Source organism: Melaminivora sp. (assembly GCF_032059615.1).
Lineage (GTDB): Bacteria > Pseudomonadota > Gammaproteobacteria > Burkholderiales > Burkholderiaceae_C > Melaminivora.
Map to the genome: position 1 here is coordinate 1 of NZ_DAMCAM010000019.1, position 14,818 is coordinate 14,818.

The window sequence follows — 14,818 nt, forward strand, 5'->3', positions numbered from 1 at the left end:
AAGCCCAGCAGCATACAACGCCCCTGCCATCGAAAGATGCAGGGGCGTTGGCGTTCATGACAGCCTGAAGAAAATAAGGGCGGCTGTCCAGAATGCAGACAGGGCTGCAGCAGGCAAGGAGATAAGCAAACCAGAGACGTGCAGTGCCGCGCCGGCGCGTCGTTCCTCGTGCGAAAGGATATGGTGTATTTCGTGTGATCGTTGTGGCCTGCCGCATGCTGAGAACAGCACAAGACGGCGGCGCGGGCAAGCGCGCGGCAGGACAGGCGATGTACATGCGTTCTGCCGATGCCTTGCTTCTCCCTTCCGGCCTGCGCTTTGCGCTACGATTGACGTGCACGTCAACGCCATGTTCAGACTCCCTCTGCTGCCTGGCAGAAAGCCCGCGCAAGCAGGCAGGTTCCTCTCCCATGGCCACCTATTCCATCAGCGATCTCGCCCGCGAGTTTGATCTCACCACCCGCGCCATGCGCTTCTATGAAGACATGGGGCTGCTGCAGCCCGAGCGCACCGGGCCGGGGGGCAGGGTGCGCGTGTACAGCGCGCGGGACCGCACACGCCTGCGCCTGACGCTGCGCGCCAAGCGGCTGGGGCTTTCGCTGTCCGAGGCACGGGAAATCATCGACCTCTACGACAGCCCGCGCGATACCGGGGTTCAGTTGCGCAAATTCCTGCAGGTACTGGCGCTGCACCGTGCGCAGCTCGAGGAGCAGATGCTGGACCTGCAGGCCAACCTGGACGAAGTGCGGGAGCACGAGCGCGAGGCGCAGGAGTTGCTGAAAAAAATCGAGCCGTCCGATCCAGGAAGTGTTGGATAATTGACGTTTACGTAAACGTCACCACACTCAGCTTCAGGAGCCGAACCCATGAGTACCACCCAGTTACCCGGTCTGAACTTCCAGTTGGGCGAAGACATCGACGCGTTGCGGGATGCGGTGCGCGAGTTTGCCCAGAGCGAGATCGCACCGCGCGCGGCCGAGATCGACCACAGCGACTGCTTCCCCATGGACCTGTGGAAGAAGCTGGGCGACTTGGGCGTGCTGGGCATCACCGTGCCCGAGCAATATGGTGGAGCGGGGATGGGCTATCTGGCCCACATGGTGGCCATGGAGGAGATTTCCCGGGCCAGCGCCTCGGTGGGCCTGTCGTATGGCGCGCATTCCAACCTCTGCGTGAACCAGATCAACCGCAATGGCAATGAGGCGCAAAAGGCCAAGTACCTGCCCAAGCTTATCAGTGGCGAGCACGTGGGGGCCCTCGCCATGAGCGAGCCCGGTGCCGGTTCTGACGTCATCAGCATGAAGCTCAAGGCCGAGGACAAGGGCGACCACTATCTGCTCAACGGCAACAAGATGTGGATTACCAACGGCCCCGATGCCGACACGCTGGTGGTCTATGCCAAGACCGAGCCCGAGCTGGGCGCGCGCGGCGTGACGGCCTTCCTGATCGAAAAAGGCATGAAAGGCTTCTCCATTGCGCAGAAGCTCGACAAACTGGGCATGCGCGGCAGCCACACGGGCGAGCTGGTGTTTCAGAACGTCGAGGTGCCCGCCGAGAACGTGCTGGGTCAGGTGGGCGGCGGCGCCAGGGTGCTGATGAGCGGCCTGGACTACGAGCGCGCCGTGCTCACTGGCGGCCCTCTGGGCATCATGCAGTCCGTCATGGACAACGTGATCCCCTACATCCACGACCGCAAGCAGTTTGGCCAGAGCATCGGCGAGTTCCAGCTGATCCAGGGCAAGGTCGCCGACATGTATACCGTGTTGCAGGCTGCACGTTCGTTTGCCTACACGGTCGCCAAGAACCTGGACATGCTGGGCACCGACCACGTGCGCCAGGTGCGCAAGGACTGCGCCAGCGTCATTCTCTGGACCGCCGAGAAGGCCACCTGGATGGCAGGCGAGGGCATCCAGATCTACGGCGGCAACGGTTACATCAACGAATACCCGCTGGGCCGCCTGTGGCGCGACGCCAAGCTGTACGAGATTGGCGCCGGCACCAGCGAAATCCGCCGCATGCTGATTGGCCGCGAGCTCTTTGCAGAGACCTGCTGACGCAGCAGTGGAAGCGCCCATTCCTTCTTTCCACCCCTAAAGGAGCCCCGATGACCACCACCTCCATTGAAGAACTGTTCGTACACAACCGCGAATGGGCGCAGGAGATGGAGCGTGACCGGCCGGGCTTCTTCACCGGACTGATGGCTCAGCAAAAGCCGCGCTATATGTGGATCGGCTGCTCGGACAGCCGCGTGCCGGCCAACCAGATCACGGGTTTGGAGCCGGGCGAGGTGTTCGTGCACCGCAACATTGCCAATGTGGTCGTGCCCAGCGACCTGAACGCCCTGTCCACCATCCAGTACGCCGTGGACCAGCTGCATGTGCAGCACCTCATGGTCGTTGGCCACTACGGTTGCGGTGGCGTGCGCGCGGCCCTGGAGGACATGCGCGTGGGCTTGGCCGACAACTGGATTCGCCACGTGAAGGACGTGCGCGACAAGTACGCTGACCTTCTGGAGGGCCTGTCACCGCAGTGGCGCCTGGACGCGCTGTGCGAACTCAACGTCATCGAACAGGTGGCCAATGTGGCGCACAGCACCGTGGTGCACGATGCCTGGGCGCGCGGGCAGGCGCTGACCCTGCACGGCTGGTGCTACAGCCTGAAAAATGGCCTGATCACCAACGTAGAGGTGACGGTGCCGGGCGCCGGCGGGCTGGACGAGGTGCAGCGGCGTGCCGTGGAGCGCGTCGCCACCCGCGAGCGCGCCTGACGGCGCGCGCCAGGGCAGGGGTCACGGCGCACGCCGGGTACAAGACAGCGGCATGACCCGCCAGCCTGCAGGGACCCGCATCCGCCATGTTTCCTGAACGCCTCGACGCTCCGCAGGCCTTCGGCATCGCCAAGGCCATGCTGGACGGCTTCAACCGCCACTATCGGCTGTTTCGCGCCGAGTCGGCGCGCGCCAAGCACCGCTTCGAGACAGCCGACTGGCATGGCCAGCAGCGCGCGCAGCGCGAGCGCATCGAGTTCTACGACCTGCGCGTCAAGGAGTGCGTGCGCCGCCTCGACAAGGAGTTCGGCGCGGGCGCCCTGCCAATGGACGTGTGGCACGAGGTCAAGCTGCACTACATCGGCCTGATGGTCAACCACCTGCAGCCCGAGCTGGCCGAGACCTTCTTCAACTCGGTCACCACCAAGATCCTGCACCGCACGCACTTCCAGAACGACTTCATCTTCGTGCGCCCGGCCGTCAGCACCGAATACATCGAAAGCGACGACCCGGCGGCGCGCCCGACCTACCGCGCCTACTATCCCCGGGAGGGCAGGCTGCACGAGACCGTGATCGCCCTGGTGGAAGGCTTGGCGCTGCAGCGCCCCTTCGAAGACCTGCCGCGCGACGTCGACTTGGTGGTGCAGGCGATCGCCGGGCGCCTGGGCGCCGTGAAGCTGCGCAGCAACTTCCAGGTCCAGGCACTGACCGGCCTGTTCTATCGCAACAAGGGTGCCTACCTGGTGGGCAAGATCATCAATGGCTTTGCCGAGCTGCCCTTTGCCCTGCCCATCCTGCACGGCGAGCGTGGCGGCCTCATCATCGACGCGGCCCTGTTCGGCGAGGCCGACCTGCAGATGCTGTTCAGCTTCGCGCGTGCCTACTTCATGGTGGACATGGAGGTGCCCAGCGCCTATGTGCAGTTCCTGCGCAGCCTCATGCCGCGCAAGCCCCGGGGCGAGCTCTACACGGCCCTGGGTCTGGCCAAGCAGGGCAAGACGCTGTTCTACCGCGACTTCCTGCATCACCTGAAGTATTCCAGCGACCAGTTTCGCATCGCGCCCGGTATCCGCGGCATGGTCATGCTGGTGTTCGACCTGCCGAGCTTTCCCTACGTCTTCAAGCTCATCAAGGACCGCTTTCCGGCGCCCAAGGACACCACGCGCGAGCAGGTCAAGGCGAAATACCTGCTGGTCAAGCAGCACGACCGCGTGGGCCGCATGGCCGACACGCTGGAGTACAGCTTGGTGGCCTTCCCGCGCGAGCGCTTCTCCGACGAGCTGATCGAAGAGATCCGGCGGCACGCGCCCAGCCAGATCGAGATCAGCGACCGGGACGGCGACGGGCGCGAGGAGGTCATCATCCGCCACCTCTACATCGAGCGGCGCATGATTCCGCTGAACATCCACCTGCAGGAATGCTTCGACGCCGGCCTGGAAAAGCCCGAGGTCCGGCGGGCGCTGGAGCATGCCGTGGTCGAATACGGCAACGCCATCAAGGACCTGGTGGCGGCCAACATCTTTCCGGGCGACATGCTGTGGAAGAATTTCGGCATCACCCGCAACGGCAAGGTCGTGTTCTACGACTACGATGAAATCGAGTACCTCACCGACTGCCACTTCCGCCGCGTGCCGCCGCCGCGCAACGAGGACGACGAGCTGTCAGGGGAGGTCTGGTGGCCGGTCGGCCCGCACGACGTCTTTCCCGAGACTTTCGCGCCCTTTTTGCTCGGCAACCCGGCCGTGCGCGAGATCTTCCTGCGCCACCATGCCGACCTGCTGGACGTGACGTTCTGGCAGTCGCACAAGGAGCGCATCCAGGTGGGCCATGTCCATGACGTGTTCCCCTACGACGTGCAGCGGCGCTTTCGCGCCGGCGCCGCCGTTTCTTCTTCCTCCGCTTCCACCCTTTCAGGAGCCCCCGCATGAACTCCCCGCAAACACAAAAAGACCCCGTCGTCATCGTCGGAGCCGCGCGCACGCCCATGGGCGCCTTCCAGGGCGATTTTGCCGAGCTGCAGGCCTGGGAGCTGGGCGGCGCCGCCATCCGCGCTGCCGTCGAGCGTGCCGGCATCGCACCCGAGAAGGTCGATGAGGTGCTGTTCGGCAACTGCCTGATGGCCGGCCAGGGTCAGGCGCCGGCACGCCAGGCGGGCCACGCCGCCGGCCTGCCGCGCAGCACCGGTGCCGTCACCCTGTCCAAGATGTGCGGCGCCGGCATGGAGGCGACCCTCCTCGCGCACGACCAGCTGGTTGCCGGCAGCCGCGACGTCATGGTCGCCGGCGGCATGGAGAGCATGACCAACGCGCCCTACCTGCTGAAGAAGGGCCGCGGTGGCTACCGCATGGGCCACGACAAGGTCTATGACCACATGATGCTGGACGGCCTGGAGGACGCCTACGAGCCCGGCCGCTCCATGGGCACCTTCGGCGAGGACTGCGCCGCCAAGTACCAGTTCACCCGCGAGGACCAGGATAAATTCGCGATTGCCAGCGTCCAGCGGGCACAAGATGCTACGAATTCAGGAGCATTCAAGGACGAGATCGCTCCGGTCACGGTCAAGACCCGCAAGGGCGAAGTCACCGTGTCCGAGGACGAGGGCCCGGGCAAGGCACGCCTGGACAAGATCGCCAGCCTCCGGCCCGCCTTCAAGAAGGACGGCACCATCACCGCGGCGTCGAGCTCCAGCATCAACGACGGCGCCGCCGCCCTGGTGCTGATGCGCGAGTCCACCGCGCGCGAGCTGGGCGCCAGGCCACTGGCCCGCATCGTCGCCCACGCCACGCACGCGCAGGAGCCGGAATGGTTCACCACCGCCCCCGTCGGCGCCACCGAGAAGGCGCTGAAGAAGGCCGGCTGGAAGGTGGAAGACGTGGACCTGTGGGAGATCAACGAGGCCTTTGCCGTCGTGCCCATGGCGCTCATGAAGGACCTGAACGTGCCCCACGACAAGGTCAACGTGCATGGCGGTGCCTGCGCCCTGGGCCACCCCATCGGCGCCAGCGGGGCCCGCATCCTGGTCACGCTGCTGCATGCCCTGCAGCGCAGCGGCAAGCAAAAGGGCCTGGCCACGCTGTGCATCGGCGGCGGCGAGGCCACGGCCATGGCCATCGAGCTGGTCTGACCCGGCGGCGCGGCCAGCATCGGGGCGGGCGACAGGCAAAAGCACATGCACGGGCCGCAGGGTTCGCTGGCCCGGCTGCTGTGGCGCTTTGCCGCCCTGCTGATCGCTGTCTGCGCCGCCACGCTGCTGGCCGGCACCCTGCTGCTGCAGGCCACGCTGCGCAACGCCCAGCAGGACACATTCGCGGCCCGCTTCGCACTGGCCGGGCAGCGCGCCGCCACGGCCGCCGAGAACGCCCTGGCCCTGGGCGCTCCCCTGGCTCCCGGCACCCCGCTGGCCGACCTGCTGGCGCGCGAAGCGGCGCTGGAGCCGGCGTTGCTATCGTTTGCCATCGTCTCTCCTGCTGGGCAGGTCCTGCTGGCGGCACCTGCCCGGGCTGGCGCGGCCGCGCAGCCCGTCCCCGACCCATCGGCCCTCGCGCAGTGGCGCACACCCATCCGTAACGACCTGGGGCAGGCGGTCGCCTGGGTGCAGATGCGCTATGACGCTTCTGCCCTGCACAGCGCCCGGCAGCAGCTCGAAGGCGTGCTCTGGCGCGCCCTGGTTCCGGCGCTGCTGCTGGTCGCCGCGGGCCTGGCCCTGTATTGCGGCTGGCTGGCGCGCCGTGCCGCCCGGGGCCGGACGCGGGGTGACGCGCGCACCCGGCTGGTGCTGGCCGCGCTGGTGCTGCTCGCCACTGCGCTGCTGTGGCTGGGCGCCCGGGCCACTGCTGCGGGCCAGGCCAGCATGGCGCCGGACCAGCGCGCCAAGGCGGCGGCCGTGGCGCGTTCCAGCGCCGCGCTGGTGGCGCGCGCCCTGGAGGCGGGCGTGCCGCTGCGCTCCCTGGCCGGCGTGGGCCGGCACACCGAGGCCCTGCGCGCGCGCAGCCCCGAGATCATGGCGCTCGCCATCCATGCCCCCGACGGCGAACTGCTGGCCGGCACGGCGCTCCAGCCCGGTCCCTGGACCGTCGCCGCTCCCGTACGCATCGCCGGCGAAGGGGCCCCGGTAGCCCGGGTGTTGCTGCAGCTCGACCCGCAAGCGCTGGCACGCCAGCTGCGCGGCACGCTGCTGGACATGGCCTTCCTGGGCGCGATCTGTCTGCTGCTGGCGCTGGAGTGGGTGGCCCTGGGCCTGGGGACCCGCGGCGCGCGGGCGCTCAGCATCCTGCAGGCGCGGAACGTGCGGCTCGCTGCAGCGGGCTCGCGCGCTGCGTGGCGGCCCCTGTCGGCCGCGGCGGTGCGCCCGGCGCTGTTTCTCTTCATGCTGTCCGAGGAAGTCACGCGGCCCTTCCTGCCGACCTGGGCGCGCGCGCTGGCGCCGGCCCACTGGGGTCTGCCGGCGGACACCCTGGCCGGCCTGCCGCTGGTCGTGTTCCTGGCGCTGGTGGCGCTGCTGCAATGGCCGCTGGCTTCCTGGTCGGAGCGGTTCGGGCGCCGCTCCGGCCTGGTGCTCGGCGCGCTGCTGGGCGCGGCCGGGCTGGCCTGGGCCGCCTGGGTGCCGCAGTTCCAGGCGCTGTTGGGCGCCCGGGCCCTGGGTGCCGTGGGGTTTGCCATGGTGTTCGTCTCGGCGCAGGGCGCGGTCATCGATGGCTCGTCCGCCCGGGACCGGGCGCGCAGCCTGGCGCAGTTCGTGCGCGCCATCCTGGTGGCCGGGCTGTGCGGGCCGCCCCTGGGCGGCATGCTGGCCGAGCGCTGGGGTACCGGGTGGGCCCTGGCGGTGGCCGCCGGCCTGGCCGCGCTGGCGGCGGCCGTGGCCTGGGGGCAGATGCCGGCCACGCGCGCGGCGCCTGCCGCGGTCGCACCCGCCGCGCCGCTGTCACCCGCCGCCCTGCTGCGCCAGCCGGGCCTGGCGCCCCTGCTGCTGGGCTGTGCCCTGCCGGCCAAGCTGCTGCTGGCCGGGCTGTGTTTCTATCTGCTGCCCCTGCATCTGCAGGACCTCGGATATGGCAGCGCCGCCACCGGCCGCCTGCAAACGCTCTACCCGCTGACCATGGTGCTGCTGGTGCCGCTGGCAGCGCGCCTGGCCGATCGCTGGGGCCGCCGCGAGGTTTTCGTTTGCGCGGGCGGCCTGCTCGCCGGCGCCTGCGCCCTGCTGGCCTGGCCCGGCGCGAGCGCGCCGCTGACCCTGGCGCTGGCGCTGCTCGGGCTGGGCGCGGGGCAGGCGTTGTCGATCACGCCGCAGTCGGCCCTGGTGGCCGACCGCGCGCGCAGCCTGCCAGCGCTGCAGGGGGCGTCGGTGCTGGGGCTGTTCCGGCTCACCGAGCGCGGCGGCAGCGCGCTCGGTCCGGTCTGCGGGGCCTGGCTGCTGCCCGTGCTGGGCTTCGGACCGGCAGCAGCGGTCCTGGGCGCCGTGGCCGTCTGCGGCAGCCTGGCCTATGGCTGGACACTGCGGCGCCCGGCCGTGGGCGCGCGGCGCCACTTGTGAGAGACTGCGCGCCACGCCTTTGACGCCCGGACCGCGAGCGACAGGGTGGATAACGCACACCCGCCATGTCGCGCCGAGCCTTCCTCCGCCACTGCCTGCACGCCGGCCTGCCCCTGTTGGTACCTCTGGCCCATGCCGCCGGGCGGTCTTTCCACATCCTCATGGTCACTTTCCGCGGCGAGACCGACGTGGACCGCGGCTTTCGCGCCTACCTGGCCGAGGCCGGCCTGCAGGTGCGCTACACCGTGCGCGACGTGCAGCAGGACGTGGCGCGCATCCCGGCCATCGTGCAGGAGGCGCGCCAGCTCGCCCCCGACCTGATCTACGTCTGGGGCACGCCCGCCACGCTGGCGCTGGTCGGCCCGTTCGATGCGCAGGACACGCGCCAGCAGTACATCCACGACATTCCGGTGGTGTTCGCCCTGGTGGCAGCGCCGCTGCAGTCGCGCATCGTGCCGCGCCTGGAGGCCCCCGGGCGCAACGTCACGGGTGCCGTGCACGTGGTGCCGCCGCAGGTGCAGCTGCGCGTCATGCACAGCTATCGGCCGTTCCATGCCATGGGCGTGCTCTACAACGCTGGCGAGCCCAATTCGCAGGCCATCGTGGCCCAGACGCGGGCCTGGTGCGAGGCGCAGGGCGCCGAACTGATCGCGCGCACCTTCCGCACCAGCGCCGAGGCCCAGCCGCTGGCCGATGGCGTGGAGGACCTGGTCGCCGAGATCCACGCCGCCGGCGCGCAGTGGCTCTATCTGCTGCCCGACACCTTTCTCGGCACGCTCTACGGGCGTGTCACCCCGGCGGCGCTGCAGCTGCAGCTGCCCACCTTCGGCGCGGCCGAGCTGGCCGTGCGCTCGGGCGGCGCGCTGCTCGGGCTGGTCAGTCGCTACTGGTCGGTGGGACAGCTGGCCGGGGCCAAGGCGGCGGAGATCCTGGTGGGTGGCAAGGCGCCGGGCAGCGTGCCGGTGGAGACGCTCAAGCGCTTCTCGCTGCTGGTGAACATGCGCGTGGCGCACCAGCTGCGCCTGTACCCGCCCATCGACATGCTCAACTACGCCGAGGTCATCGCCGTCGGCGCGGCGCCGGAGCCCGCTTCATGACACAGGCAGGCCCTGCCCACGGCCCGGCGCTGCACTGGCGCGCGCTGCAGCTGCAAGACCTGCAGGCCATGCACGACCTGCACCTGCTGGGCATCGCCGGGTTGCCGGCGCAGATCGTCAAGCCCGAAAGCCTGCAGTTCCTGCAGGAACTCCTGCAGGGCCGCGGCCACGTGCTGGGAGCGTGGGAGGAAGGCACGCTCGTCGCCTACGGCGTGCTGCAGCATGACCTGCTGCCCGAAGACCGGCCGCATGCGCTGCTGGGCCTGGCACCGCAGGCGCCCCTGCGCAAGCTCGCCGGCGCCGTCGTCCATCCGCGCTGGCGCGGGCGGGGCCTGCAGCGCCAGCTGATCCTGCAACGCCTGGCGCTGGCCGGGCCGGAGGCAGTGTTTGCCACGGCCGCGCCCGGCAACGCTGCCAGCTGGCACAGCCTGCTGGCCTGCGGTCTTGCGGTGCGCGCGCTGCAGTACCGCTACGGCGGCCATGCGCGTTATCTGCTGGCGCGCGAGCCGGCGGGTACGGCCTGCTGGGCCGGCGACCCCGGGGCCGCGCAGGAGCTGGGCTCCGACGCCCTGGCGCGCCAGCAGACGCTGCTCGACCAGGGCTGGCGCGGCGTGGCGCCCGGCGCGACTGCGGCCTGCCTGCGCCTGGAGCCGCCCGCAGGGTGGGCCGCGCCATGAGCGCCGACCGCTTGGCGCACGACGGGCCGCGCCTCGTCGTCGACCTGCAGGCGCTGGCGCACAACTGGCGGGCCGTGCAACGTGCCTGTCCGCATGCGCGTGTCGGCGCCGTGGTCAAGAACGACGCCTACGGCCTGGGCGTGCAGCACGTCGTGCCCACGCTGTGGACGCTGGGCTGCCGCGATTTCTGGGTTGCGACGGCGCGCGAGGCGCTGGCGCTGCCCGCCTGCCTGCCCGCCGATGCCCGGGCGCAGGGCCTGCAGCTGTGGGTGCTCAACGGGCTGGCCGGGGCCGACCCACGGGATTTCGGCGCCCACGGACTGACCCCGGTGCTGGCCGGGCCGCATGAGGCGGCCGCCTTGGCCGGGTACGCCGCAGCAGCCGGCGGACCCCTGCCCGTGGCGGTGCAGCTGGACACCGGCCTGACCCGCCTGGGCTTTGGCCTGCCCGACCTGGCGCTGCTGCAGCCAGGCAGAGCCCTGTGGCGCGACGCGCGGCCGCTCCTGTGGCTGACCCACCTGGGGCGCTTCCACGACCCCGCGGCACCCCAGTGCCTGCAGCAGCGCAGCCGCTTCGAGCAGTGGACGGGGGCGCTGCCGGCTGCCGCGCGCAGCATCGCCACCTCGTCGAGCGTCTTTGCCGGGCACCAGTGGCACTTCGACCACGTGCGCACGGGCAGCGCGCTGTGGGGCGTGCCAACCGGGGCGCCGGGCGCGCCGCTGCACCCCGTGGCGCGCCTGGAAGCGCCCGTGCTGCGGGTGGTCGACGTGCCTGCCGGCACCGAGATCGGCTATGCCGGCAGCTATATCACCACGCACGCCTGCCGGGTCGCCACGGTGGCCCTGGGCTATGGCGACGGCCTGCCCTTCGGCCTGGTCAACCGGGGCCATCTGATGGTGGCTGGACGGCCCGCCCCGGTGCTGGGCGGCGTCGCCATGGGGCTGGTCGGGGTCGATGTGAGCGCCCATGCGCCCGGCGAGGTGGTCCCCGGCATGTGGGCCGAGGTCTATGGCCCGCAGCAGCCGCTGGCGACCGTGGCCGGCTGGGCCGGGGTGGCGCCCAACGTGCTGCTGACCCTCACCGCGCGCCTGGCGGCGCAGCGCAGCGCGACGCCCGGGGGCCCGGCATGACGCAGGCCGGACGCATCCTGGCGCTGGTGCTGGCGGGGGTCTGCGCGCTGATGGCCTGCCTCTGGGCCCTGGGCGAGCACACTGGCCGGCTGCACCGGGCCGACATGGCGGCGCAGCGCGACGCCTACCTGCTGCGCCAGCTGCGCACCACGGCCGAGAACTACCTGGCCACCGGCCTGCAGCTCGAACAGCTGCAGGCGCTGCAGGAGATGCTCGAACGCGAGCAGGCGGCCTTCTCCGGCATCATCACCATCGACGTGTTCAGTCCCGACGGCACGGTGCTCTACAGCACCGACACGGGCAGCCGCGGCGGGCCCGTGCCCGGGGAGTGGCGGGCACTGCTGGCGCAGCAGGAGCCCTGGCAGGGTGCGGCACCCGGCCAGCGCCAGATCGGCCAGCGTTTCGACAACGACCTGGGCCAGGCCGCCGGCGGCATCGTGCTCACCCTGACCACGGCCAAGGAGCCGCCCACCCTGATGCAGTGGTACGAGAGCAGCCGCCACCTGCTCGACTGGCTGGTCGTGGGCCTGCTAGCGGCCCTGGCGGCGGTGGGCCTGGTCCAGCTGGGGCTGCGCCGCCTGGGCCGGCCCTACGACGCGGCCGCCCGCATCCTGAGCGCCACGGACCCGCCGCCCGAGGCGGCCGGGCAGACGCCCCTGGCGCACGCCGCCCGGCAGCAAAGGCTGGCCTGGCAGGCCGGACTGCAGCGCGCCCGGGAAGGGATGGAGCACCTGGAGGCCATCGACCATGAAGGCTGAGCACTGGACGCAGGACCTGCGCTGGCGCGTGGGCGCGCTGGTCTTTGCCGTGCTGGCCGCCGTGGGCGGGCTCTGCGCCCTGTGGGCCCTGCATGACCTGCGGGGCAGCGGCGCGCGCACCGCGCGCGAGGACGCCCGGGCGCTGGCGCAGTCGGTCGCCCAGACCCTGGCCCAGCAACTGGGCCGCGCGGCGCGGCTGGGCATCCCGCTGGAGGAGCTGCCAGGCGTGCCGGCCTACCTGCAGGCAGCCCTGCAGCGCCAGCCGGCCCTGACGCGCATCACCGTCGAGCAGGCCGATGGCAGCGTGCTGCACACCGTCCAGGGCGTCCGTGCGCCCGCGCACGATGGCTTGACCAGCGTGGTGCGCCGACCCATCAGCGGCTTGCCCGCCCAGGCCGGCACGGTGGCCGTGGCGGCCGACCCGGCGGCCAGCATCGGCGCCCTGCTGCGCCGCGCAAGGGTGCAGGCCGCCGCACTGGTGCTGGGCCTGGCGCTGGCCGCCGCGCTGGCCGCCGCCCTCGGCCCCGGCGCGCGCATGGAGCGCCAGCGCCGCCGCGTGCTCGCGCGCCTGGCGGGCCGGGCGCCGGCCCGGGCGCACGCCCCGCAGCCGGCGTCCACCCCGCGCGGCCTGCCGGCGCTCGCCCTGGCGCTGGACCAGGGCGACGCCCGGCTGCACGAGGCGCGCAAGGCCGTGCAGACCTACGCCCGGGAGCTGCTGGCCACCGACTTTGACGGCCGGCTGCGCCCGAGCATCGAGCGCATCGTGCAGGACAGCGGCGCGGAGCTGCCGGCCGCGCCGCCGGTGCACGGCCCGGACGGGAAGGACTGACGCCATGCTGCTGCGCACCCGCATCACCGCCATGGTGGCCGCCGGCCTGCTGCTGGCGGGCCTGGGCTGGGGCCTGGCCACCGCACTGCGCGAAGAGCTGCTGGAGCGGCGTCTGACCGTGGCCGTGCAGGCCGCGCACGCAGCCCTGTGGGACGAGGCCCTGGCCGCCCACGACAAGGCGCTCGATGAACATGCCGACAAGCTCATGATGCAGCCTGGGTTCGAGGCCGCCGTGCGCCAGAACGACGGCGCCGCCCTGGCACGGCTGCTGCATGACATGGAGCTGGGGCCCGGCCCCGGGCAGCCGCTGGATCAGGTGGCGGTGCTCGGCCTGGAGCGTGCCCCGCTGGTGCTGGGGCCGTCGCTGGCGCGCGAGCTGCTGGACGCCGACAGCCTGGAGCGCGCCGCCGTGGGCGATGCGGTGGACGGGCTGCGCGTGATCGGCGCCCGCCGGGCGCTGGTGCTCTCGGCGCGGCGCCTGTCTGGCGGGGGCGAGGCCGGTGTGCTGGTACTGGCGCGCAACGCCCGCCACGCGCTCACGCACATGGCCGGGCGCACGGGCGCCTCCCTGACCCTGCTGGACCTGCGCGGCCGGCTGCTGGCCACCACCGATGCCGCGTTGTGGCAGGCCGCCGGCCCGGTCATGGCCCAGCGCGGGCTGCAGCGCAGCGACCTGCAGCTCAACGGCCGCAGCTACCTGCTCAGCAGCTTGCCGGTGCGCGATGTGTCCGGCCACGCCGCGGGCACGCTGGTGGCGCTGCTCGACCAGAGCGCCAGCGCCCGCGCCCACACCTTCCTCGGGCGGCTGGCCCTGGGCGGCACGGCGGCGCTGCTGCTGGCCGTGCTGCTGGGGCTGAACTGGTACCTGCGCCGCAGCCTCAAGCCCCTGGAGCGCTCCATCGACGTGCTGCAGGCGCTGGCGCAGGGCGACACCAGCGTGCAGCTGCCTGGCGGCGGCAACGACGAGATCGGTCGCATCGCCCGCGCCGTGGCGACGTTCCGGCGCAACGCCGAGGACCTGGCGGCCACGCGCGCATTGCGCGAGCGCGTGCGCCGGCGCCAGGAGCGGCTGCTGCGCACCCGCCTGCAGACGCTGGCGCAGGCCACGCACCAGCCCCTGGCCTGGCAGGCCGGCAGCAGCGACGAGGAGCAGCTGCGCCAGCTCGCGGGCGTGATGAACGAGCTGTCGGGCCGACTGATCGACCAGCACCAGCGCCTCACCGGCATGGTGCAGGAGCTGCGCGAGGCCCTGGTCACCAAGACCCGCCTGGCGGGCCTGGAGCAGGAGCTGCAGATCGCCGCGCAGGTGCAGCTGTCCATCCTGCCGCGCAACCCGCCGCGCGATGCGCGCGTGCAGCTGCACTGCCACATCACCCCGGCGCGCGAGGTGGGGGGCGACTTCTACGACTATTTCTTCGTCGGCGACGACCACCTGGGCTTCGTCATCGCCGACGTCTCGGGCAAGGGCGTGCCGGCGGCGCTGTTCATGACCATCACCCGCACCCTGCTCAAGGCCACAGCGCAGTTCGTCGCCGACCCCACGCAGTGCGTGGCCCAGCTCAACGACTTGCTGGCCGCGGAGAACGAGCAGATGATGTTCGTGACCCTGTTCTATGGCGTGCTCGACCTGCGCAGCGGCCGGCTGGAGTACGTGAACGCCGGGCACAACCCGCCCTGGCTGCTGCGCGCGAACGGCAGCCTCGCCGCGCTGGCGCGCACCGGCGGCATGGCGGTGGCCGTGCACGAGGGCTTTCCCTATCGCAGCGCCAGCGTGCAGCTGGGCCCGGGCGAGCAGCTGTTTCTCTACACCGACGGCGTCACCGAGGCCTTCGACCCCGACGGCCGCGAGTACGGCGAGCAGCGCCTGCAGGCGACGCTGCAGCAGCTCGCGCAGCCCCATTCGCCCGCCCCGGCGGCGCTGGCCGAAGGCGTGCTGGCCGATGTGCACGCCTTCGAGCGCGGCGCGCCCCAGGCGGATGACATCACCTGCGTGGCCCTGCGCTACCAGGGCCCCGAGGCCTGTTGATCAG

The 14,818-nt window shown here is 71.3% G+C and carries 12 protein-coding genes; all 12 read left to right on the top strand.

Annotated features, from left to right (window positions below):
• The first annotated feature begins 410 nt into the window (after window positions 1–410).
• Window positions 411–818, top strand: coding sequence for a MerR family DNA-binding transcriptional regulator (locus tag RT051_RS06050; RefSeq protein ID WP_313073752.1), 408 nt, complete (start codon window positions 411–413; stop codon window positions 816–818).
• 48 nt (window positions 819–866) lie between these two features.
• Complete coding sequence (locus tag RT051_RS06055) at window positions 867–2,054, top strand: isovaleryl-CoA dehydrogenase (protein ID WP_313073656.1); 1,188 nt, start codon at window positions 867–869, stop codon at window positions 2,052–2,054.
• A gap of 50 nt (window positions 2,055–2,104) precedes the next feature.
• Window positions 2,105–2,767, top strand: a complete 663-nt coding sequence (can, locus tag RT051_RS06060; RefSeq protein ID WP_313073658.1) for a carbonate dehydratase — start codon at window positions 2,105–2,107, stop codon at window positions 2,765–2,767.
• Between the two features lie 86 nt (window positions 2,768–2,853).
• Window positions 2,854–4,695, top strand: coding sequence for a bifunctional isocitrate dehydrogenase kinase/phosphatase (aceK, locus tag RT051_RS06065; RefSeq protein ID WP_313073661.1), 1,842 nt, complete (start codon window positions 2,854–2,856; stop codon window positions 4,693–4,695).
• A complete protein-coding gene (locus RT051_RS06070) occupies window positions 4,692–5,891 on the top strand; it encodes an acetyl-CoA C-acyltransferase (protein WP_313073664.1) in 1,200 nt (399 codons plus the stop codon). Before aceK ends, RT051_RS06070 begins: the two co-directional genes overlap by 4 nt.
• A gap of 45 nt (window positions 5,892–5,936) precedes the next feature.
• Window positions 5,937–8,297 (top strand): MFS transporter, encoded by a 2,361-nt coding sequence (locus RT051_RS06075; RefSeq protein ID WP_313073666.1) that lies wholly within the window; start codon window positions 5,937–5,939, stop codon window positions 8,295–8,297.
• 161 nt (window positions 8,298–8,458) lie between these two features.
• Window positions 8,459–9,394 (top strand): ABC transporter substrate-binding protein, encoded by a 936-nt coding sequence (locus RT051_RS06080; RefSeq protein WP_313073668.1) that lies wholly within the window; start codon window positions 8,459–8,461, stop codon window positions 9,392–9,394.
• A complete protein-coding gene (locus RT051_RS06085; protein ID WP_313073670.1) occupies window positions 9,391–10,071 on the top strand; it encodes a GNAT family N-acetyltransferase in 681 nt (226 codons plus the stop codon). The genes RT051_RS06080 and RT051_RS06085 overlap by 4 nt, the downstream gene beginning before the upstream one ends.
• Complete coding sequence (locus RT051_RS06090) at window positions 10,068–11,201, top strand: alanine racemase (protein ID WP_313073673.1); 1,134 nt, start codon at window positions 10,068–10,070, stop codon at window positions 11,199–11,201. The genes RT051_RS06085 and RT051_RS06090 overlap by 4 nt, the downstream gene beginning before the upstream one ends.
• Complete coding sequence (locus RT051_RS06095) at window positions 11,198–11,959, top strand: hypothetical protein (protein ID WP_313073675.1); 762 nt, start codon at window positions 11,198–11,200, stop codon at window positions 11,957–11,959. Before RT051_RS06090 ends, RT051_RS06095 begins: the two co-directional genes overlap by 4 nt.
• The gene (locus tag RT051_RS06100) at window positions 11,949–12,788 is read left to right on the top strand and encodes a hypothetical protein (protein ID WP_313073677.1); all 840 of its coding nucleotides are present in this window, start codon (window positions 11,949–11,951) and stop codon (window positions 12,786–12,788) included. Before RT051_RS06095 ends, RT051_RS06100 begins: the two co-directional genes overlap by 11 nt.
• 4 nt (window positions 12,789–12,792) lie before the next feature.
• Window positions 12,793–14,814: a SpoIIE family protein phosphatase gene (locus RT051_RS06105; RefSeq protein WP_313073680.1), complete on the top strand. Its 2,022-nt coding sequence runs from the start codon at window positions 12,793–12,795 to the stop codon at window positions 14,812–14,814.
• Window positions 14,815–14,818 lie beyond the last annotated feature (4 nt).